Genomic DNA, 19884 nt, shown 5'->3' on the forward strand with positions numbered 1-19884 from the left:
CCAAAGCGAGGGACACCGAGGAAGGGCCGCCCCGCACCGAGGGTGTCGTCCCCCTCCCGCGAAGCGAGAGAGGGGGAAGGCGCGAAGCGACTCAGGGGGAGTCATCTCAGACATCAGTGCCGATACGGTTGCGCAGCACGCCCAGGCCCGTGATCTCGACCTCGACCACATCGCCATGCTTCATGTACAGAGGCGGCTCGCGGCGGTCGCCCACGCCGCCCGGCGTGCCCGTGGCGATCACGTCGCCGGGCGACAGCGGCGTGAAGCGCGACACATAGGCCACGATGGTGGGGATGTCGAAGATCAGGTCGCCCAGGCTGGCCTGCTGCATCACGCTGCCGTTCAGGCGGGTCTGCAGCGCCAGGCTGCGCACGTCGGCCACCTCGTCGCGCGTGACCAGCCAGGGGCCGAAGGGCGCCGTGCCGGGAAAGTTCTTGCCGGGCGTGAACTGGTGCGTATGGCGCTGCCAGTCGCGCACGCTCACATCGTTGAAGCAGGCATAGCCGGCGATGTGGTCGAAGGCATCTTCCTTTGCAATGTGGCGCCCGCCCCGGCCGATGACGAAGGCCAGCTCGCCCTCCCAGTCGAAACGCTCCGAAAAGGCCGGGCGCAGCAGCTCGTCGCCATCGGCGGCCAGGCTGTCGTTGAAGCGCAGGAACAGCGACGGGTGCTCACTGTCGGCGCGCCGCGTCTCGGCCACATGGGTCTTGTAGTTCAGGCCCACGCAGATGAGCTTGCCGGGGTTGGGGATGACGGGCAGCGCCTGGGTCTGCGCCGCATCGACGGACACGGCGCCGGCCTGCAGGGCCTGCTCCAGCTCGCCCAGCGCCTGTGCGCGCAGCACAGACAGCAGGTCGGGATGGCGGGCGAGAAAGTCGGCGGGCGGCAGCAGGAAGCGCTCGGCCAGAACCTGCCCGTAGCGGGGCTGTCCGGCATGGATGAAGCTGGCGAGTTTCAACGGATTTTCCTTAGGTTCGGTGTCTGGAAAACCTGCCACGGCAAGGCCGCTGGCAAGGCATGACTGCACTGTAGAAATCCGTTTGATATCTGGATAGATAGAATTTCAGGCTTTCAGAATTGCCTCATCAGGCATACCTCAACCGGGTAACCACCATGCACCTGCCCAGCGTCAAGCTCTTCCTCGAGGTCTCCGAAGCCGGCAGCATCAGCAAGGTCGCGGCACGGCGGCACACCGTGCAGTCGCACATCAGCCGGCAGATCAGCGAATTCGAAGCGTCGCTGGGCGGCCCCTTGCTGCGGCGCACGGGCCGGGGCGTCACGCTGACGCCGCTGGGCGCGCGGGCCGCGCTGCGGCTGCGCAGCTGGCTGCAGGAAACCGAGCAATTACAGGAAACGCTGCGTGCGGACGCAGGCCAGCTATGGGGCGAGGTACGGCTGGGCATCGTGCCCTCGGCCGCGCACCCGCTGATGACGCATGTGTTCGACTGGCTGCAGCGCGAGCATCCGGGCATACGCCTGAACATCACCGAGGCCCAGGGAACGGAGCTCGACGCGCTGCTGGACAGCGGTGCCGTGGACCTGGCCATCCTCTTTCGCTTCGCGCGCCCGGCCGGCGGCGACGAGCGGCTGCTGAGCACCGCGCACAGCTATCTGGTGTCGCGCCCTGGCGATCCCTTGACCCTGGCGCCCACCACGGAGTTCGCCGCGCTCGACGGCCTGCAACTGGTGCTGCCGCGACGCCCCAGCCATTGGCGCGATGCGCTCGATGAGGCCGCGCACAGCCACGGCTTTCGGCTCGCGGCGGCGGCCGAGGCCGACTCGCTGACCGTGCAAAAGGAACTCGTGGCCCATGCGACCGGCCTCTACTCGGTGATCGGCCCGTACTCCATCGATGCCGAACTGCGCCAGGGCCGGCTGCAGGCCAGCCGCCTGGTCAACCCCGGCCTGGTGCGCCATGTGACGCTGGCCCTGCCCCGGCACGGCAAGCTCACCCAGGCCTGCCGCGTGGTGGGCGATGCCATCGAGGCATTGACGCAGGCCTGGGGGCAGCAGCTGTCGCCGGGGCCGCTGAGCACCTCGGGACTGCTCGGCGGTTGAAGGAATCAGATATCGGCCCCATCGGCTCCAGTCGTTGGCCATGCACGCCGTGGCCAGGCCATCGGAACAGAACGGCCGCAACCATGTCAGCGGGCCTGGCCATCACGCACGGCTGCAATGGCCTCGATCTCGATCATGGCCGCCGGGTCGTACAGCGCCTGGATCTGGGCAATCGTGTCGGCCGGATAGGGGGCGCCGAAGAACTCGCGGCGCAGGGCGACCACCTCGTCGAAGTGGCCCATGTCGGTGACGAAGATGGTGACCTTGATCACGTCCTTCAGGCTGGAGCCGCCCGCCTCCAGCGCGCGGCGCAGATTGGCAAACGCCTGCCGGCCCTGGGCCAGGAAGCCGCCCGGCACGATGCGGCCATCGTCTCCGGCGCCGGCCTGGCCGGAGATGAACAGCAGCTCGCCAAAGCGAATGCCTTGCGACAGCAAAAACGGCTCGTAGGGGTCGGGTTGCGTGGTGACACGGTGCAGCATGGTTTCATTTCCTTCATCCATCCCCGGCAGGATCGCGCTTGGGGCATGGGCGGACGATAGGCAAGCCGGATGATTGCGACAAAGGTTCATTTGTCAGGCATAAGATGAGTTTTCCTCACCCCATTCCTCTCCCGGCCCTGATCTCCTCCAGCCCTCATGCAACGCAACCAACTGCCGCTTTCCGCACTGCGCGCCTTCGAGGCCGCCGCCCGCCTGGGCAGCTTCAAGCAGGCCGCCGACGACCTGGCCGTGACCCCCACGGCCATCAGCCACCAGATCCGCGCGCTGGAGGAACAGCTGGGCCTGGCGCTGTTCGATCGCCAGGTACGGAAGGTGGTGCTGACCGAGGCGGGCGCCCAGCTCTATCCGGTGCTGCGCGACGGTTTCGACGCCTTTGCCGCCACGCTGGAGCGCCTGCTGCAAAAGCGCCTGCGCGCCCAGGTCAGCATCTCGGCCACCAATGCGTTCACCGTGAAATGGCTGGTACCGCGCATGGCCAGCTTCCGCGCGATGCACCCGGAGGTGGACCTGCAACTGCAGGCCTCGGACGATGTGGTGGACCTGCGCTCCCATGCCGTCGATATCGCCGTGCGCTACGGGCGCGGCCCCTATCCGGGCCTGGCGGCCGAGCCCCTGTTCAGCGACCGCTTTGCGCCCGTGGCCAATCCCCGGCTGGGCGTGCTGGGTCCGGCCGACCTGGCCCGCCTGCCGCTGATCCGCTTTGACTGGAAGACGGCGCACGCCAGCAATCCCACCTGGGAGCGCTGGTTTGACGAGGCAGGCCTGGCCTGGAATTCACCGGCGGGGCAACTGCGCTTTTCCGACGAGGGCCATGCCATCCAGGCGGCCATTGCCGGCCATGGCATTGCCCTGGTGAGCCTGGCCCTGGTGGCCGAGGACATTGCGGCCGGCCACCTGCTGCAGCCCTTCGGCCCCTCGATCACCGGCCATACCTACCATCTGGCCGTGGGCGAGCAACGCGAGCCGGGCCCCCATGTGCGCGCCGTCATGGACTGGCTCAGAAGCCAGTCCATGGCCGTGCCATAGCCGTACCGCAGCCGCCCTCAATAGCCCCGCGCCGCGTCCACCGCCTGCGGCAGCTCGCCGCTGGCGCGCCAGCGCCGGATGTTGCCCGCCACGATGGCCGATGCCGTCGCGCGGTCCGTGGGTGCCGAGATGTGGGGCAGCACGGTCACAGCAGGGTGCGCCCACTGCCAGGACGATTCTGGCAGGGGCTCCTGGTCAAACACGTCCAGCACGGCATGGGCCAGGCGGCCGCCGTCCAGGGCGGCGCGCAGCGCGGCATCGTCCACGATGGGGCCGCGCGCAAAGTTGATCAGCGAGGCATGGTCAGGCAGCGCGGCCAGCGCCTGCGCGCCGACGATGCCGCGCGTCTGCGGCGTGAGCGGCAGCAGGCATACGAGGATGTCGGTCTGCGCCAGCATGGCGGGCAGCTCGGCATCACCCGCATGGCATTGCACGCCTTCCATCTGCCTGGGCGTGCGGCTCCAGCCGCGCACCTGGAAGCCTGCCGCCAGCAGCCGCCGCGCGCTGGCTTCGCCCAGTGCGCCCAGGCCCAGCAGCGATACCGTCCTGTCCTGCGCGCGCACGCCGTCATGCGCCAGCCATTGGCGCGCGGCCTGCTGGCGGGCATAGCGCGGCATGTCGCGGTGCAGGTACAGGGTCCAGGCCAGCACGGCCTCGGCCATGGTGTCGGCCAGTTGCGGGTCCACCAGGCGGACGATGCGCAGGTCGGTATCGCCCAGGTCGGCCACCAGGCGCTCCACGCCGGCCCAGACGCTGTGCACCCATTGCAGGCGCGGCAGCGTGCGCAGGTCGGCGGGCTGGGGGTTGGCGACGATGGCGACCTCGCAGGCCGCGCGCTGGTCGGCATCCAGCGCGTCGAGGGCGACCACGCGCTCCTCGGGCAGGGCGGCCTGCAGGGCCTGCAGCCAGGCCAGGGCTGCCGGGTAGCCGGGTGCGCAGACGAAAGGAAGCGGGGGGAGCGAACCGCTCATTTGGCAAAAACCTTGTCCAGGTCGGCGAAGCCCTTGACCTCGATGGGATTGCCGCTGGGGTCGCGGAAGAACATGGTGGCCTGCTCGCCAGGCTCGCCCTCGAAGCGGATGCCGGGCTGCAGCACGAAATCCACCACGCCGCCCGACAGCCGCGCGGCCAGGGCCTTCCAGTCGTCCATGGCCATCACCAGGCCCAGGTGGGGCATGGGCACCATGTGGTCGCCCACGCGGCCGGTGTTCGTGACCGGGAAGGGCTCGCCCAGGTGCAGCGAGATCTGGTGGCCGAAGAAGTCGAAGTCCACCCAGGTCTCGGTGCTGCGGCCTTCCTGGCAGCCGAGCAGCGTGCCGTAGAAGGCGCGCGCTTCGTCCAGATCGCGGACATGGTAGGCAAGGTGGAAGCTGGTGCGCATGGCTGATCCTTTGGTTGTGCTTGTGGTGCAGGCAGGCTCGCAGGCCGTGGCCTGCCGTGGGTGGCGCGAGCCTAGCAGAGGCTTTTCGAAAGTGATAGCGTTGATTTCTTTGCAATCCCCAAGGAAATCTTTTGGAGACCCGCTATCTCAAGAGCCTGATCGCCGTGGTGGACAGCGGCTCCATCGCCGATGCGGCGCGCGCCGAGCACCTGTCCGCCGCCGCCGTGGGCCAGCGCGTGCAGGCGCTGGAGCGCGAGCTGGGCTTTGCCCTGCTCTCGCGCAGCGGCCATGCGGCCCGCCCCACCCAGGCCTGCCTGGCCCTTCTGCCGCGCGCGCGGCGCCTGGTGCGCGAGGCCGCGCTGCTGGGCAGCGATGCCAGCGCCGATGGCCTGGCCGGCACGCTGCGCATCGGCGCCATCTCGACCGCGCTCACCGGCATGCTGCCGGCCGCGCTGCGCAAGCTCACGCAGGCGGCGCCACAGTGCCGGCCCGTCATCGTGCCGGGCACCTCGCGCGCGCTGTTCCAGATGCTGCAGTCCGGCGAGCTCGATGCCGCCGTCATCGTGGCGCCCCCTTTTGAACTGCCCAAGGCGCTGCGCAGCGTGCAGCTGCGCCGCGAGCCGCTGGTGCTGCTGGCACCGCCCCAGGCGCGCGGCCGGCCTGCCGCGCTGCTGCGCAGCCTGCCCTACATACGCTACGACCCCGATGCCTGGGGTGGCCGCCATGCGGCCGACTGGCTGGCCGACCAGGGGCTGGAGCCTGCGGTGCTGTGCGACCTGGACGCGCTGGAGGCCATTGCCATGCTGGCCGCCGACGGCATGGGCGTGGGCCTGGTGCCGCACTGGACGGGCCTGGAGCGCTTCATGGGCGACTGCCGCATGCTGCCCATTGCGGGCGCCGCCTATGAGCGCGCCATCTTGCTGGTGACCAGCGCCGAGCCCGACCTGCCGCGCATGGCCGAGCTGCTGGAGGGTGCACTCGCTTAGGTTGCGGCCTTCGTTCTCAATCCGCCTGCACGTATCCCGTGACGCGGATCATCTCGCGGTACTTGGCGATCTCGCGCGCATAGGCGGCCGCCGCATCGTCCAGGCCCATGGGCTTGGCAACGTCACGGCCGTCGGCCTCCAGTTTGGCGATGACCTGCGGGTCCAGCAGGGCCTGGCCGATGGCCTGGTTCAGGCGCTGCTTGACGTCCTGCGGCGTGCCGCGCTTGACGAAGTAGCCCGCCAGGCTGGCGTACTCGAAATCGCGCAGCGCCGGCACTTCGGTGATGCTGGGCACGGCCGACAGCACGGCAGGCCGGTTGCGCGACAGCACGGCCAGCGCCCGGAAGCGGCCGGTGCGGATCATCTCCAGCATGGACGCCTGGAACGGCATGATGCTGAAGTCGATCTGGCCGCCGGCCAGGTCCTGGATCACGGGCGCCGTGCCCGCATAGGGCGCGTGGGTGAACGGCACCTTCACCACCTTGCCCATGTACTCGGTGATCAGGTGGTAGAGCGAGCCCACGCCCACGGAGCCGTAGGTCAGCGAATTGCTTTCGTTGCGCGAGCGCGCCAGCGCCAGGAACTCTTGCATGTTCCGGGCCGGCAGGCCCGAGCGCACCAGCAGAACCAGGTGGGTGACGGTGATGTACTGCAGGTTCTCGAACGCATCGGGCTGGTAGCGCACGGCCTTGTTGGTGAGCGGCGGCAGGATGAGTTCGTTCTGCGTGCCCTGGAAGAACATGCTGCCGTCGGCCCTGGCGCCCAGCACTTTGGATGCGGCAATCGTGCCCGTGGCGCCGCCCAGGTTTTCCACGATCACCTTGGCCGCCAGTCCCTCGCCTATGGGCTTGCTCAGGATGCGGGCGCTGACGTCACTGGGCCCGCCTGCCGGGTAGGGCACCATCAGGCTGACTGGGCCGGGCGCCGAGGCCGCGGCAGGCTGCAGCAGCAGGGGCGCCAGCGGCAGGCCGGCGGCGATTTTCAGGAGCGAGCGGCGTGTGGGCAAGGCAAGTGGATTCATGGAAGTGCACCAGGCAGTGGCTTGAGGGGGAAGGCGGGAATCAGGCGCGCCCTACCACCGGGCGTGGGGCAGGCGTGCAATGGTGTGGAGCACCGCCAGGCCGCGCGGGACGATGGTGTCCACCTCGCAGTACTCGTCGGTGGTGTGGAACTTGCCGCCCACGGGGCCGGTGCCGCACAGCGTGATGGCGCCCAGGCTGGAGGTCACGCCCGAGTCCGCGCAGCCGCCGCTGAACTCGCCCTCGGCCTTGTGGCCCAGCGCGCCCAGCTCGGCCTGGTACAGCTCGAACAATTGCTGCGACTGCGGCGTGGGAACGAAGGGGCGGAACTCGCCGGTGATGTTCAGCGTGGAGCGCGTGCCCTGGATGAAGGACTTGTCGCAGATGCAGCGTATGCGGCCCACCAGGGACTCGCGCTGGTCCAGATCGAAAATGCGCAGGTCGATGGCCGCCTTGGCCGACGGCGCCGACGTGTTCACCGACAGCCCGCCCGACACCAGGCCCACGTTGACCGTGACGCCCTTGTCCAGGTCGGTGAGCGCGTCCAGCGCCACCACCTTGTGCGCCAGCTCCGAGATGGCGCTGATGCCCTCGGCGAAGTTGGCGCCCGAGTGCGCCGCCTTGCCCTCGATCTCCACGCCGAAGAACACGCCGCCCTTGCGGCCCGTGACCACGTTGCCCGAAGGCCGGCCGGGCTCCGCATTGAAGACAAAGCCCGCCTTGCGCGCAAAGGGCTCGATGACGGACTTGCTCAGGGGGGAGCCGATTTCCTCGTCGCAGGTGAACAGGCCCGTGACCTCGGGCGCGGGCTCCGCGCTGTGGGCCAGCGCAGCCAGCAGGAAGGCGTTCATGACGATGCCCGACTTCATGTCGGCCACGCCCGGGCCGTAGGCCCTGCCGCCTTCGATGCGGAACGGCCTGCGCGCGGCCTCGCCTTCAGGGAAGACCGTGTCGCAGTGCCCCATCAGCAGCACGGGCCTGCCCACGGTGCTGCCCGCGTTCACGGTGACCGAGATCGCGGCCTCCACGCCATCGACGAAATGCGGGCTGACCTGCAGCCCCTGGCCCAGGAAGAAGGCCTCCAGGCGCCGGAACACGCGCGCCACGCCGGGCTTGTCGAAGCTGCCCGAGTCGATGTTGACGATGTCGGCCAGCAGCGAAAGCATGTTCTCCCGCTGGCCCTTGATCCACTCCGACGCGCCGACCGCCCGGTCCGCACTGACAATGGCTTGCTGTGGCATCCGCTGCCTCCATATTTTTCAATACTTGGTATTGTTATTTAATACTTCAGATTCACAATCAGGTAAAACGATGATCGAAAACGCGTTGTATGTGGGCTCCGTGGGCAAGGCATTCCGCGTGCTGGACTGCTTCAAGGGCGCGGCGGGCGACCTGAGCCTCACGGAAATCATGGAGCGCAGCGGCCTGGACAAGAGCGCCGCCCAGCGCTACGCCTACACCCTCAGCGCCGAGGGCTACCTGCAGCAAAACAGCCAGACCCGCCGCTACCGGCTGGGCCCGGGCGTGCTGGACCTGACCTTCCACTTCCTGCGCACCCATGCGCTGGCCGAGGCGCTCAACCCCCTGCTGCTGCAGCTGTCCAAGGACACGGAGCAGAAGATCAGCCTGTCGCTGCGCGACGGCGACTGGCTGGTGCACGTGCTGCGCCACCAGACCAGCACCGAGCACTACCACGCCTCGCTCGTGGGCCGGCGCGTGCCCCTGCAATGCACGGCAGGCGGGCGCGCCGTGATGGCCCGGCTGGACGAGGCGCAGGTGGAGCAGCTGCTGGCCCCCGGCCGCCTGCTGGCCAGCACGCCCCGGACGCTGACCACGGCCAAGGCCGTCCAGGCGGAACTGAAGAAGGTGCGCGAGCGCGGCTACGCCATGGTGGTCGATGAATTCATCATGGGCGAGGTCGCGCTGGCCGCCGCCGTGGTCGATGCCGACGGCGTGCCGCTGGGCGCCCTGCACCTGAGCGGATCGTCAAGCCAGTGGGGTGGAGCCGACTACGCGAAGAAGTTCTCGCCCCTGCTGCTCAACGCCATCGCCCAGTACGAGCGGCGCAACGCGTAGCGCCTGCCGTCCAGCGCGGATCCCGCTATACTGCGCCCCTTCTTTCTTGAACGAGCTGCTGCAGGAAAGACGTTTTCCGGGCCTTTGCCGCCCGGGTGTCTTTCATCGTCCGTACACCCATCGGACGCGGCGAGCGCCAACCAGGCCTCGCGGATCTGCAGCCATGAGCACTCCTCAACGACTCCAGCGTGCCTTTGCACGCACGGGCATCTCTCTCGACTATCGCGACGGCATCTACCACGTGCGCGATGGCCAGGCCGAGGCCCACATTCTTCTTCCCGACAGCCTTCCCCTGGAGGACAAGGCCGTGCGCCAGTTGCTGGCCTTTGCCGCCGTGCGCCGGCATGACGGCCAGGGCAGCCACGGCGCCGTCTGCCGCGCCTGCGCCACGCCCGACTTCCATCCGGGCACGGTGGCGCCCGTGGGCAGCGTGGTGGCCACGCCATCGGACTTCGTCATTCCGGCCGCCATCGGCACGGACATCAACTGCAGCGTGCGCCTGCTGACCACGGGCGCCCGGCTGGACCAGCTGGCGCCGCACAAGGGCCGGCTGGTGGAACTGCTGACCGCCAGCCTGCTGGGCAGCGGGCGCGACGTGCCCGTGACCACGGCCGCCTTCCGCGCGCTGTTCGACCACGGGCCGGCCGCCTTTGTGGACCGGCTGAGCGGCCAGGGCCTGTGGGGCCATGTCGACAGGGACCGCCTGCACCGCGAGCTGGCCGCCTGCATCGGCCTGGACAGCTTCGCTGGCAGCGCCCGCCACGCGCCCCATGCCTATCTGCAGGAGCGCCATGCCGTGTTCCGCGACCCGTGCCTGGGCACGGTGGGATCGGGCAACCATTTCGTGGAACTGCAGGTGGTCGACGAGGTGCTGGACCGCCACGCGGCCTACCGCGCCGGACTGCGCGCGGGCGACGTGGTGGTGATGATCCACAGCGGATCGCGCGACCTGGGCTTTTACGTGGGCCAGGCCTGGATGGACCGCGCCCGGGCCGAGTGGCCGCAAGGCGTGAAGCACCCGGCCAGCGGCCTGTACGGCCTGTCGGGTCCGCTGGCCGGCGAGTACCTGCAGGCCATGGGCGTGGCGGCGCGCTATGCCTGGGCCAACCGCGTGGTGCTGGCCGAGCTGGTGCGCAAGGACCTGGAGCAGATCGTGGGCGCAGCGGATTCGCGCCTGGTGGTCGATGTGCCGCACAACGTGGTCCTGCAGCAAGGCGGCATGAACATCCACCGCAAGGGCGCCACGCCGGCCAACGAGGGCGACTTCGCGCTGATCCCGGGGTCCATGGGCGATGCCTCCTACCTGGTCACGGGCCTGGGCGCGGCCGATTGGCTCTGGTCCTGCAGCCATGGCGCGGGGCGGCGCATGCGCCGCCAGGCCGTGCGCGCGCTGCGCCCCGAAGCACGTGCAGGCCATGCGGGCGAGCAGGGCTGGCAATGCGTGACGCTGCGCGAGGAGCGCCGCATCGAGGAGGCGCCCGAAGCCTACAAGCCCATCGGCCCGGTCATCGAGTCGCAGGAGGCCGCCGGCCTGATCCACGCCGCCGTGAAGCTCAGGCCCTGGATCACCTTCAAGGCCTGAGCACCGGCAGGCGCCTCACTGCAGTCGCAAGCCGTCCGCCGCACGGTCCTGGGCCAGCTTGCGGTACAGCGTCTGGCGGCTGATGCCCAGCATGCGCGCGGCCTGGGTGACATTGCCCCGGCAGTTCTCCAGCGCCTGCCGCACGGCCGAGCGCGAGAGTTCATCCAGGCTCTGCGGCGCAGCGTCGAGCCGGGGGCCGCTGCGGGCGGTCTGCGCCAGCTCGGCCTGGAAGTCGTCGGGCAGGTGCTGCCATTGCAGGCAGTCCTCATGGGGGTCGAGCATGGCGCAGGCCGTTCTCAGCACGCTGGCGCACTGGCGCAGATTGCCGGGCCAGCCATGGCCGGCCAGCTGCGCCAGCAGGGCCGGTGCCATGCGCAGCGGGCGCGCGGGTTCGATGTCGGCCAGCATGCGCGCGGCCAGCGCCTCGAAGTCGCCGCGCTCGCGCAGCGGAGGCAGCTCCACGGCCAGGCCGTTGATGCGGTAGTACAGGTCGGCACGAAAACGCCCCTGGTCGGCATCCTCGCGCAGCCTGCGGTTGGAGGCGCTGACCAGCGCGAAATCGACCGCAACGGGCGTGCCACCGCCCAGCGGTACCACCTGCCGCTCCTGCAGCACGCGCAGCAGCCGGGTCTGCAGCGACAGCGGCATGTCGCCGATCTCGTCCAGGAACAGGGTGCCGCCGTGCGCCTGGCGCAGCAGGCCCGCCTGTCCTTCGCGCCGCCCGCCCGTGAAGGCGCCCTGGCGGTAGCCGAACAGCTCGGCCTCGATCAGCGACTCGGGCATGGCCGCGCAGTTGATGGCCACGAAGGGGCCGTCGCGGCGTGGCCCGCTGTCGTGGGCCGCGCGCGCAAACCATTCCTTGCCCACGCCGGACTCGCCCTGGATGAGCAGCGCAATCGGCTTGCCCAGCACGCGCCGGGCCTTGTCGGCCGCCGCACGCCAGCGCGCATCGCCCGTGTCCAGCCGCGCCAGCGCATCGCGGGGGGCCTGCCGTGTTTCCCCCGCTTGCCGCGCTCCCAGCGCCTCCTGCACTGTCTGCGCCGCCGCCCCCGCCATGATGGTGCGCCGGTCCGGCACCAGCTGGCCGAACAGCGCCGTGCCGTCATGGCGCCGCAGCGGCTGGGCCGCATCGGGCTGGCGGTGCTGGCGTGACAGCAGCTCCTGCAGGCTGGCGTCCAGCACCTGGTCCAGCGCCACGCTGCCCAGCTGCGCGTGCGACAGGCGCAGCAAGGCCAGAGCGGCGCGGTTGGCACCCACCACCCAGCCGTCGCCCGAGATCAGCGCAATGCCTTCGCCCACCGTGCCAATGCCTTCGGGCCGCGCGTGCAGGTGCAGGCGGATGTGGCGCTGGCCGTCGCAGGCCATGAGGCGGTTTTCGATCATGCGGGCCGCCGTGCCGACCAGGCCCAGCGTGTGCGGGCTGCCCCGGCCATATTCGCTGGAGATGTCCAGAATGCCCAGCAGCTGGCCCGTGCCCGACAGGATGGGCGCGGCCGCGCAGGTGAGAAAGCCGTTGCGCTCCAGGAAATGCTCGCCGCCCTGGATTTCGATGGAGTCCATCTCGGCCAGTGCCGTGCCGATGGCATTGGTGCCGCGCTGCGCCTCATGCCAGGACGCGCCGCTGGCCAGGGCCACGCGCTCGGCCTTGCCCAGAAAGAAGGGGTCGCCGCAGGTATCCACCAGGGTGCCGCAGGGGCCGGCCAGCACCACCACGCTCTGGCTGCCGCGCACCTGCTCGGACAGGTATTCCATGACGGGCCGTGAATGCGCCAGCAGCGCATGGTGGCGGCTGCGCAGCACGCCCAGCGCGTGCTGCTCCAGGTTGTCGGCGGCGCCCAGGCGCCCGGTGGGACGCAGTCCCTGCTCGATGCAGCGCTGCCACGAGCGCGCCAGGCGCTCGTCCACCAGGCCGCTGGGGCACAGGCCCGACTCCATCAGGCTGTGACGGGCCTGGCGCAAGGCCACAAGGGAGGCTCTCGATTGCATGCTGTCTCCTGCTCGGGCGTCATTGCGCCGCGTTGCGGGCCAGTATGCGGGGCCGGCGGGCACCGGGCAAGCCAAGTGGCGGGTCAGGCGCCCGACTGTTCCATTTCTGGACAGTTGTCCTGTTGCGCAACGTCACGGCACAGGGCGAACGCGCACGGGAATACCCGCAGCAGCCACGTCCCGCGGGCCTTTGCGGGCACCTGCCCTGCGGCCTGCGGGCTGGCACGGCTTTTGAATCATGTCTGCCGTCCGGCCATGGCCGGATATCCCGATCCACACCCGATCACAACAGACCCATAAGCATCCTCAGGAGACAAGCAGCATGACCGTCTACGCAGCACCCGGCGCCGCTGGCGCCAAGATCGCCTACAAGGCCCGCTACGACAACTTCATCGGCGGCAGGTTCGTACCTCCGGTCAAGGAGCAGTACTTCGACGTGGTCACCCCCATCAGCGGCAAGGTCTACACCCGCGCCGCGCGCTCCACGGCCGAAGACATCGAACTGGCGCTGGACGCCGCCCATGCCGCCAGCGACGCCTGGGGCCGCACCAGCGCGGCCGAGCGTGCGAACGTCCTGCTGAAGATCGCCGACCGCATCGAGGCCAACCTGGAGCTGCTCGCCTATGCCGAGACCGTGGACAACGGCAAGGCCATCCGCGAGACGCTGAATGCCGACATCCCGCTGACCGTGGACCATTTCCGCTATTTCGCGGGCTGCGTGCGCGCCCAGGAAGGCGCGCTCAGCCATATCGACGAGACCACGGTGGCCTATCACATCCAGGAGCCGCTGGGCGTGGTGGGCCAGATCATTCCCTGGAACTTCCCCATCCTCATGGCGGCCTGGAAGCTGGCGCCCGCGCTGGGTGCAGGCAACTGCGTGGTGCTCAAGCCGGCCGAGTCCACGCCCATCAGCATCCTGATCCTGGCCGAGCTCATTGCCGACCTGCTGCCGCCCGGCGTGCTCAACATCGTCAACGGCTTCGGCCGCGAGGCCGGCATGCCGCTGGCCACCAGCAAGCGGATCGCCAAGATCGCCTTCACGGGCTCCACCTCCACGGGCCGCGTGATCGCCCAGGCCGCCGCCAACAACCTGATCCCGGCCACGCTGGAGCTGGGCGGCAAGTCGCCCAACATCTTCTTCGCCGACGTGATGGACAAGGACGATGCCTTCCTCGACAAGGCCGTCGAAGGGCTGGTGCTGTTCGCCTTCAACCAGGGCGAGGTCTGCACCTGCCCCAGCCGCGCGCTGATCCACGAAAGCATCTACGACCGCTTCATGGAGCGCGTGCTCCAGCGCGTGGCCGCCATCCGGCATGCCAACCCGCTGGACACCGACAGCATGATGGGCGCGCAGGCGTCCAAGGAGCAGCTCACCAAGATCCTGTCGTACCTGGACCTGGGCAAGCAGGAGGGCGCCGAGGTGCTGGCCGGCGGCGGCCAGGCCCATCTGGGCGGCGACCTGGAAGGCGGCTACTACGTGCAGCCCACGCTGTTCAAGGGCCACAACAAGATGCGCATCTTCCAGGAGGAAATCTTCGGCCCCGTGCTGGCCGTGACCACCTTCAAGGACGAGGCCGAGGCCCTGGCCATTGCCAACGACACGCTCTATGGCCTGGGCGCGGGCGTGTGGAGCCGCAACGGCAACGTGGCCTACCGCATGGGCCGGGCCATCAAGGCCGGGCGCGTGTGGACCAACTGCTACCACGCCTATCCGGCGCACGCGGCCTTTGGCGGCTACAAGGAATCGGGCATCGGCCGCGAAACCCACAAGATGATGCTGGACCACTACCAGCAGACCAAGAACCTGCTGGTCAGCTACAGCGAGAACAAGCTGGGCTTCTTCTGAAGTTCTTCCCAGGTGAATGCGGCCGGCGGCGCACAGCGCGGCCGGCCGCCCAGGAAAGGACCAACCCATGGTCGACAAAGTGACTGCCACCGACGCCGCGCTGGCGCTGATCGCCGACCTGCAGGCGCAGCACGGGCCGGTGTTCTTCCACCAGTCCGGGGGCTGCTGCGACAACAGCGCCGCCAACTGCTACCTGCCCGGCGAGCTGACGATAGGCGCCCAGGATGTGCTGCTGGGCCAGGTGGGCGGCGCGCCCTTCTACATCGGCAAGTCGCAGTACGAATACTGGAAGCACACCCAGCTCATCCTGGACGTGATCGAGGGCCAGGGCGGCACCTTCTCGCTGGAGGGCAGCACGGGCAAGGCCTTCCACACACGCTCCAGGCTGTTCACGGACGAGGAATACGCCGAGATCCTGGCCGGCGAGGGCAACGGCCCCTGACAGGGGCCGCGCGGCGGGCTACTTTCCGGTCAGCCGCTTGACCGCGGCCTCGGTCTGGCGCACATGCTCGTCCGGGTCCGAGCCCATGTGCACGAAGCGGACCTTGCCGTCCTGCCCGATCACGTAGGAGATGCGGTCGGCGCGCTGGGGGTTGGCGGCGGCCGAGGCATCGTAGGCGCGGATGGTCTGCGCCTGCGGGTCCGATGCCACGGCGAACTGGTCGCGGCAGGCCTCGGTGGAAAAGCGCTTGAGCGTATCGATGTCGTCATGCGACATGCCCACCACCGTGGCGCCCATGGCCGCGAAACGCGGCGTGGCCTCGGCAAAGGCGTGGGCTTCCATGGTGCAGCCCTGCGTAAAGGCCTTGGGGAAGAAATACAGCACCACCGGCCCCTTCCTGAGGGTGGCGGCCATGTCGAAATCGAAGGCCTTGCCCGCCACCGCAGCCGGCGTGGTGAAGCGCGGCGCGGTGTCGCCCACCTTGAGCGCTGCCTGGGCCAGCGGCGACAGCAGCAGCGCCGCCAGCACGGGTGCGGCGGCGCGCGCGCAGCGGCGGCCCAGGGATGCGCGTGGGTGGATGGAATCGCCGCAGCGGATATCGGACATGCATGGCCTCCTGAGCCTGGAACGGGATGCGCCATTGTGGCCAATCGGCCCGGGCCGCTGGCGCATTTGCCGTGGATCAGCGCGGGGATTCGCCGGGCCTGATCCTGAACCAGATCGAGTACATGGCGGGCAGGAAGACCAGCGTCAGCACCGTGCCGGCCAGCGTGCCGCCGATCAGCGTATAGGCCAGCGTTCCCCAGAACACCGATTGGGTCAGCGGGATGAAGGCCAGGATCGCCGCCAGCGCGGTCAGGATCACGGGCCGGGCGCGCTGGACGGTGGCCTCCACCACCGCCTGAAACGGCGCAAGCCCCTCCTGCTCGTTGTGCTGGATCTGCCCGATCAGGATCAGCGTGTTGCGCATCAGGATGCCCGACAGCGCGATCAGCCCCACCAGTGCGTTGATGCCGAAGGGCTGCTGAAAGACGATCAGCGTCGGCACCACGCCGATCAATCCCAGGGGGCTGGTCAGGAACACCATGACCATGGCCGATATCGACCGCACCTGCAAGATGATGATGATCAGCGTGATGGCGATCATGATCGGGAACAGGGGCAGCATGGCCGTCATGGCCTTGCCGGATTCCTCGATGGAGCCGGCCTCGTCGATGCGGTAGCCCGCAGGCAACGCCTTCCTGATGGGCTCCAGCTGCCGGGTGAGGGCCGCCGAGACATCGGGCGGCTGCAGGCTGTCATCGATATCACCGCGAACCGTGATGGTGGGCATGCGGTCGCGGCGGCGCATGACGGGCTCCTCCATCTGCACGGTGACCTCGCCCAGCTGCGACAGCGGTATGCGCTGGCCAGTGGCGTTGGTGAGCGTGAAGTCGCCGACCCTGGCCACATCGTGGCGGGTGCCGCCCGCAGAACGCGCCATCACCTGCACGGTGCGGATGTCCTCGCGCACGGTGGTCACGGGCACGCCGCTGAGCAGGAATTGCAGCTGCTGCGCGACTGCCGCGGAGGTCAGGCCCATGGCCTGCAGCCGGTCCTGGTCCAGGGTGAAGCGCATGACGGGGGTGCGCACGCCCCAGTCGGAGTTCACGGTCCGCATCATCGGGCTGTCGTGCAGCACCTGGTGCACCTGGCCGGCAATGTCGCGCAGCCGCTGCGGGTCGGGGCCGGAGACGCGATACGCCACGGGGAACGGGGAGTACGGCCCGAACACGATCTGCGATGCGCGCACCTGCGCCTGCGGGGCCAGTCCCTGGGCGATGGCCTCGCGCAGCCTGAGCTTGAGCGCGTCGCGCTGCGCCTGGTTGGCGGTGCGCACGACGATCTTGGCGAACGACGGGTCGGGCAGCTCAGGGGAGATGGCCAGAAAAAAGCGCGGTGCGCCCTGGCCGATATAGGCGGTCACGATCTCCGATTCGGGCTGCTGCAGCAGCCAGGCTTCCACCTTGCGGGTGGTCTCGCTCGTCTGGCCGATGGAGGTGCCGTAGGGCATCTGCACCTCGACCATCACCTCGGGCCGGTCGGAGATGGGGAAGAACTGCTTCTTCACGATGGACATGCCCAGCACGGAAGCCACCATGAGCCCGCCCACGACTGCAGCCACCATGCCCTTGCGGGCGATCACCTTGCCCAGCACGCGCCGCAGGCGCTCGTAGCGGGGCGTGCCATACATCGCCGCATGTCCGCCTTCGACCTTCTTGAGAGGGGGCAGCATCTTCACGCCGAGATAGGGCGTGAACACCACGGCCACCACCCAGGACACGATGAGCGCGATGCCGACGATCCAGAACATGTTGCTGGTGTACTCGCCCGCCGTGGAGCGTGCGAACCCGTTGGGCATGAAGCCCACCGCCGTCACCAGCGTTCCGGACAGCATGGGCGCCGCGGTATGGCTCCAGGCGTAGGCGGACGCGGCCACGCGGTCGTAGCCCTCTTCCATCTTCACCACCATCATCTCGATGGCGATGATGGCGTCGTCCACCAGCAGGCCCAGCGCAAGGATCAGCGAGCCGAGCGTGATGCGGTCGAAATTCTTTCCCGTGGCGGCCATGATGATGAACACGGCCGCCAGCGTCAGCGGCACGGCCGCAGCCACCACCACGCCAACGCGCCAGCCCATGCTGGCGAAGCACACCACCAGCACGACCAGCAGCGCGGCCAGGAACTTGAGCATGAACTCATCGACGGAGGCGCTGATGTTCACGGCCTGGTCCGTCACCTTGGTCAGGCCCATGCCCAGCGGCATGTCTGCGTTGATGGCGCCCACCTCCCGGTCCAGCGCCTTGCCCAGGTCCAGCCCGTTCCAGCCGTCGCGCATGACGACGCCCAGCAGCAAGGCAGGCTCCGCACCGTTGCGGATGATGAAGGTCGAGGGGTCTTCGTAGCCGCGCTGGACGGTGGCGATGTCGGACAGCTTGACCGTGCGGCCCTGGGCCACGATGGGCGTGTCGCGGATCTTCTGCAGCGCGTCGAACGCCCCGTCGATGCGGATGAACACCTGCGGACCCTGGGTCTCCACCGACCCGGCAGGCGTGAGGGCGTTCTGGTTGTTCAATGCCGCGAAGACGTCCTGCGGACTGATGCCCAGCGTGGCCAGGCGCTCGTGCGAGAACTCCACGTAGATCCGCTCGGATTGCTCGCCGACGATGTTGACCTTCTTGACACCCGGCACGTGCAAAAGACGCTGGCGCAAGGCTTCGGCATCGCGCACCAGCGCCCGGGACTCCTCGCCGCGCGCCTTGAGGGCGTAGATCGCAAAGGTCACGTCGGCGTACTCGTCGTTCACCATCGGGCCGATCACGCCCGCCGGCAGGTTGCGGGCCTCGTCACCGAGCTTCTTGCGTGCCTGGTAGAACTCCTCCTGCACCTCGCCGGGGGGCGTGGAGTCGAGCAGGGTCAGCGTGGTGAAGGCCAGCCCCGGTCTGACGAAGGTTTCGGTGCGGTCATACCAGCGCAGCTCCTGCAGGCGCTTTTCCAGCTTCTCTGCCACCTGGTCCTGCATTTCCTGCGGGGTGGCGCCAGGCCAGGCCGTGATGATGGTCATGACCTTGACGGTGAAGGCCGGATCTTCCGCCCGGCCCAGCTTCAGGAAGGCAAAGACACCCGTCAGCGAAATCAGCAGGATCAGGAACAGCGTGATGGAGCGCTCACGGACGGCAAGCGCCGATAGGTTGAAACGGCCTTCACTCACGGGACACTCCCTTGGACACGGAGGACGCCGTGGACGTTGTTGCCGTTGTTGCCGTTGAAGGCGCCGGCGCCTCGCTGTCCAGCCGCACCTGCGCGCCCTCGCTCAGCAAATGCGCGCCGAGCGCGACGATCCGGTCCCCCTGGTCGAGCGCACCCACCACCTGGGCATTGCCGTCCTGCACCTGAACCACGGTGACGGGCTGGCGCCTGACCTGATCGCCCTGCACCACCCAGACAGCGGCGCCCTTGCCCTCATCGAGGATGGCGCCGATGGGGACCTGCAGGGTTGACTTGCCGGCCGTCGATGTCGATGTCGATGTCGATGTCGATGTCGATGTCGATGTCGATGTCGATGTCCCGCCAATCCTGAGCGTGACCGTGCTGCCCAGCGGGGCGCTGGCCGCCGCGCCGGCGTCCAGCACATAGCGGGCCTCAAAGGTGCGGGTGGCCCGGTCGGCCACATCGGACAGCTGGCGCAGTCTGGCGGGGATGACCACCTCCTCCCTGCCGAACAGGCGGGCCTGGGCCGCCGAGCCCAGCGCGGGGCGCAGTGTCTCGGGCAACTGGACGACTGCTTCGCGCCTGCCGGCATGGGCGAGGCGCACGACCACCTGGCCGGCACTGACGACCTGGCCAGGCTCGGCAAGTGTTTCCATCACGATGCCATCGGCATCGGCCAGCAGTTCGGCGTAGCGGCTGGCGTTCAGCGCTGCGGCGGCCTGCGCTTCGGCCGCCCTGAGCTGGGCGCGGGCGGCATCCGCGGCCGCCTTGATCTGTTCATGGGCCAAGGCCGAAACGGCACCCGTTCCCTGCAGGTCCCGGTAGCGCTGCTCCTCGTCGCTGGCCTGCTGGGCCCGTGCCCTGGCGGCTGCGACGGCCTCCTGCTGGGCATGGGCGGCCAGCTTCAGGTCCACCGGGTCGAGGCGCAGCAATGCCTGGCCGCGCCTGACCGTCTGGCCTGTATCCACCAGGCGCTCGAGCACCTTGCCGGCCACGCGAAATCCAAGATCGCCCTGCACCCTGGCCGCGATGGTGCCGGTGAAGACGCGCTCGGAAGCATTGCCTGGCGCTACCAGGACGGTGCGAACGAGGGGTGGCTGGGTGCGCGGATCCGGCGGCGTGCTTTTGCCGCAGGCTGCGAGTGCAAGTGACAGTGCGCCGACAGCGGCGATGGACAGATGGCGGTGCCGAAGCATGAGGGGGTCCCGATCAATGAGCAGGACCCGATT

17 protein-coding genes are annotated in these 19884 nt (G+C 68.9%); 7 read left to right on the forward strand and 10 right to left on the reverse strand.

Annotated elements, in window-relative coordinates; all coding sequences use genetic code 11:
* Positions 1–106 precede the first annotated feature (106 nt).
* Positions 107–958, reverse strand: a complete 852-nt coding sequence (locus tag ACF8LI_RS27950) for a fumarylacetoacetate hydrolase family protein (RefSeq protein ID WP_160855899.1) — start codon at positions 956–958, stop codon at positions 107–109.
* A 155-nt stretch (positions 959–1113) separates the two neighbouring features.
* Here ACF8LI_RS27950 and ACF8LI_RS27955 point away from each other — a divergent pair, with 155 nt between their 5' ends.
* Entirely contained in the window at positions 1114–2058 is a 945-nt protein-coding gene (locus ACF8LI_RS27955; protein ID WP_017406769.1) for a LysR family transcriptional regulator, read from the forward strand.
* A gap of 86 nt (positions 2059–2144) precedes the next feature.
* On the opposite strand, the gene ACF8LI_RS27960 is transcribed toward ACF8LI_RS27955, so the two are convergent.
* A complete protein-coding gene (locus tag ACF8LI_RS27960) occupies positions 2145–2540 on the reverse strand; it encodes a RidA family protein (RefSeq protein ID WP_016445482.1) in 396 nt (131 codons plus the stop codon).
* Between the two features lie 156 nt (positions 2541–2696).
* Here ACF8LI_RS27960 and ACF8LI_RS27965 point away from each other — a divergent pair, with 156 nt between their 5' ends.
* Positions 2697–3587, forward strand: a complete 891-nt coding sequence (locus ACF8LI_RS27965; RefSeq protein ID WP_392414654.1) for a LysR substrate-binding domain-containing protein — start codon at positions 2697–2699, stop codon at positions 3585–3587.
* A gap of 17 nt (positions 3588–3604) precedes the next feature.
* On the opposite strand, the gene ACF8LI_RS27970 is transcribed toward ACF8LI_RS27965, so the two are convergent.
* Complete coding sequence (locus ACF8LI_RS27970; RefSeq protein WP_392414655.1) at positions 3605–4558, reverse strand: 2-hydroxyacid dehydrogenase; 954 nt, start codon at positions 4556–4558, stop codon at positions 3605–3607.
* On the reverse strand, positions 4555–4968 hold the full coding sequence (locus tag ACF8LI_RS27975) for a VOC family protein (RefSeq protein ID WP_012207434.1): 414 nt from the start codon (positions 4966–4968) through the stop codon (positions 4555–4557). Before ACF8LI_RS27975 ends, ACF8LI_RS27970 begins: the two co-directional genes overlap by 4 nt.
* A 131-nt stretch (positions 4969–5099) precedes the next feature.
* On the opposite strand from ACF8LI_RS27975, the gene ACF8LI_RS27980 reads away from it, so the two are divergent.
* Positions 5100–5954 carry a LysR substrate-binding domain-containing protein gene (locus ACF8LI_RS27980; protein ID WP_392414656.1) on the forward strand — a complete coding sequence of 285 codons (855 nt, stop codon included), beginning with the start codon at positions 5100–5102 and terminating at the stop codon, positions 5952–5954.
* Positions 5955–5970: 16 nt separating this feature from the next.
* On the opposite strand, the gene ACF8LI_RS27985 is transcribed toward ACF8LI_RS27980, so the two are convergent.
* Positions 5971–6975 (reverse strand): tripartite tricarboxylate transporter substrate binding protein, encoded by a 1005-nt coding sequence (locus ACF8LI_RS27985; RefSeq protein WP_016445478.1) that lies wholly within the window; start codon positions 6973–6975, stop codon positions 5971–5973.
* 51 nt (positions 6976–7026) lie between these two features.
* Complete coding sequence (locus tag ACF8LI_RS27990; RefSeq protein WP_016450904.1) at positions 7027–8214, reverse strand: M20 family metallopeptidase; 1188 nt, start codon at positions 8212–8214, stop codon at positions 7027–7029.
* A gap of 70 nt (positions 8215–8284) precedes the next feature.
* Between ACF8LI_RS27990 and ACF8LI_RS27995 the strand changes: the two genes are divergently transcribed.
* Positions 8285–9049 carry an IclR family transcriptional regulator gene (locus ACF8LI_RS27995; protein ID WP_392414657.1) on the forward strand — a complete coding sequence of 255 codons (765 nt, stop codon included), beginning with the start codon at positions 8285–8287 and terminating at the stop codon, positions 9047–9049.
* A 163-nt stretch (positions 9050–9212) separates the two neighbouring features.
* On the forward strand, positions 9213–10631 hold the full coding sequence (locus ACF8LI_RS28000; RefSeq protein ID WP_034397062.1) for an RtcB family protein: 1419 nt from the start codon (positions 9213–9215) through the stop codon (positions 10629–10631).
* Positions 10632–10646: 15 nt separating this feature from the next.
* On the opposite strand, the gene ACF8LI_RS28005 is transcribed toward ACF8LI_RS28000, so the two are convergent.
* Positions 10647–12617, reverse strand: coding sequence for a sigma-54-dependent Fis family transcriptional regulator (locus tag ACF8LI_RS28005; protein WP_392414658.1), 1971 nt, complete (start codon positions 12615–12617; stop codon positions 10647–10649).
* Positions 12618–12939: 322 nt separating this feature from the next.
* Here ACF8LI_RS28005 and ACF8LI_RS28010 point away from each other — a divergent pair, with 322 nt between their 5' ends.
* Positions 12940–14463: an aldehyde dehydrogenase family protein gene (locus ACF8LI_RS28010; RefSeq protein WP_012207447.1), complete on the forward strand. Its 1524-nt coding sequence runs from the start codon at positions 12940–12942 to the stop codon at positions 14461–14463.
* A 67-nt stretch (positions 14464–14530) separates the two neighbouring features.
* Positions 14531–14905, forward strand: coding sequence for a DUF779 domain-containing protein (locus tag ACF8LI_RS28015; RefSeq protein WP_026062734.1), 375 nt, complete (start codon positions 14531–14533; stop codon positions 14903–14905).
* An 18-nt stretch (positions 14906–14923) separates the two neighbouring features.
* Here the strand turns inward: ACF8LI_RS28015 and ACF8LI_RS28020 are convergent, their stop codons facing one another.
* The 3 genes from ACF8LI_RS28020 to ACF8LI_RS28030 form a co-directional block, all read right to left on the reverse strand.
* Positions 14924–15511, reverse strand: coding sequence for a peroxiredoxin (locus ACF8LI_RS28020; protein ID WP_392414659.1), 588 nt, complete (start codon positions 15509–15511; stop codon positions 14924–14926).
* A 76-nt stretch (positions 15512–15587) separates the two neighbouring features.
* A complete protein-coding gene (locus tag ACF8LI_RS28025; RefSeq protein WP_392414660.1) occupies positions 15588–18656 on the reverse strand; it encodes an efflux RND transporter permease subunit in 3069 nt (1022 codons plus the stop codon).
* Positions 18649–19851, reverse strand: a complete 1203-nt coding sequence (locus ACF8LI_RS28030; RefSeq protein ID WP_392414661.1) for an efflux RND transporter periplasmic adaptor subunit — start codon at positions 19849–19851, stop codon at positions 18649–18651. Before ACF8LI_RS28030 ends, ACF8LI_RS28025 begins: the two co-directional genes overlap by 8 nt.
* Positions 19852–19884 lie beyond the last annotated feature (33 nt).

Origin of the sequence: Delftia sp. WSY_12 (assembly GCF_043104645.1) — a bacterium.
GTDB classification, from domain to species: Bacteria; Pseudomonadota; Gammaproteobacteria; order Burkholderiales; family Burkholderiaceae_C; genus Comamonas; species Comamonas tsuruhatensis.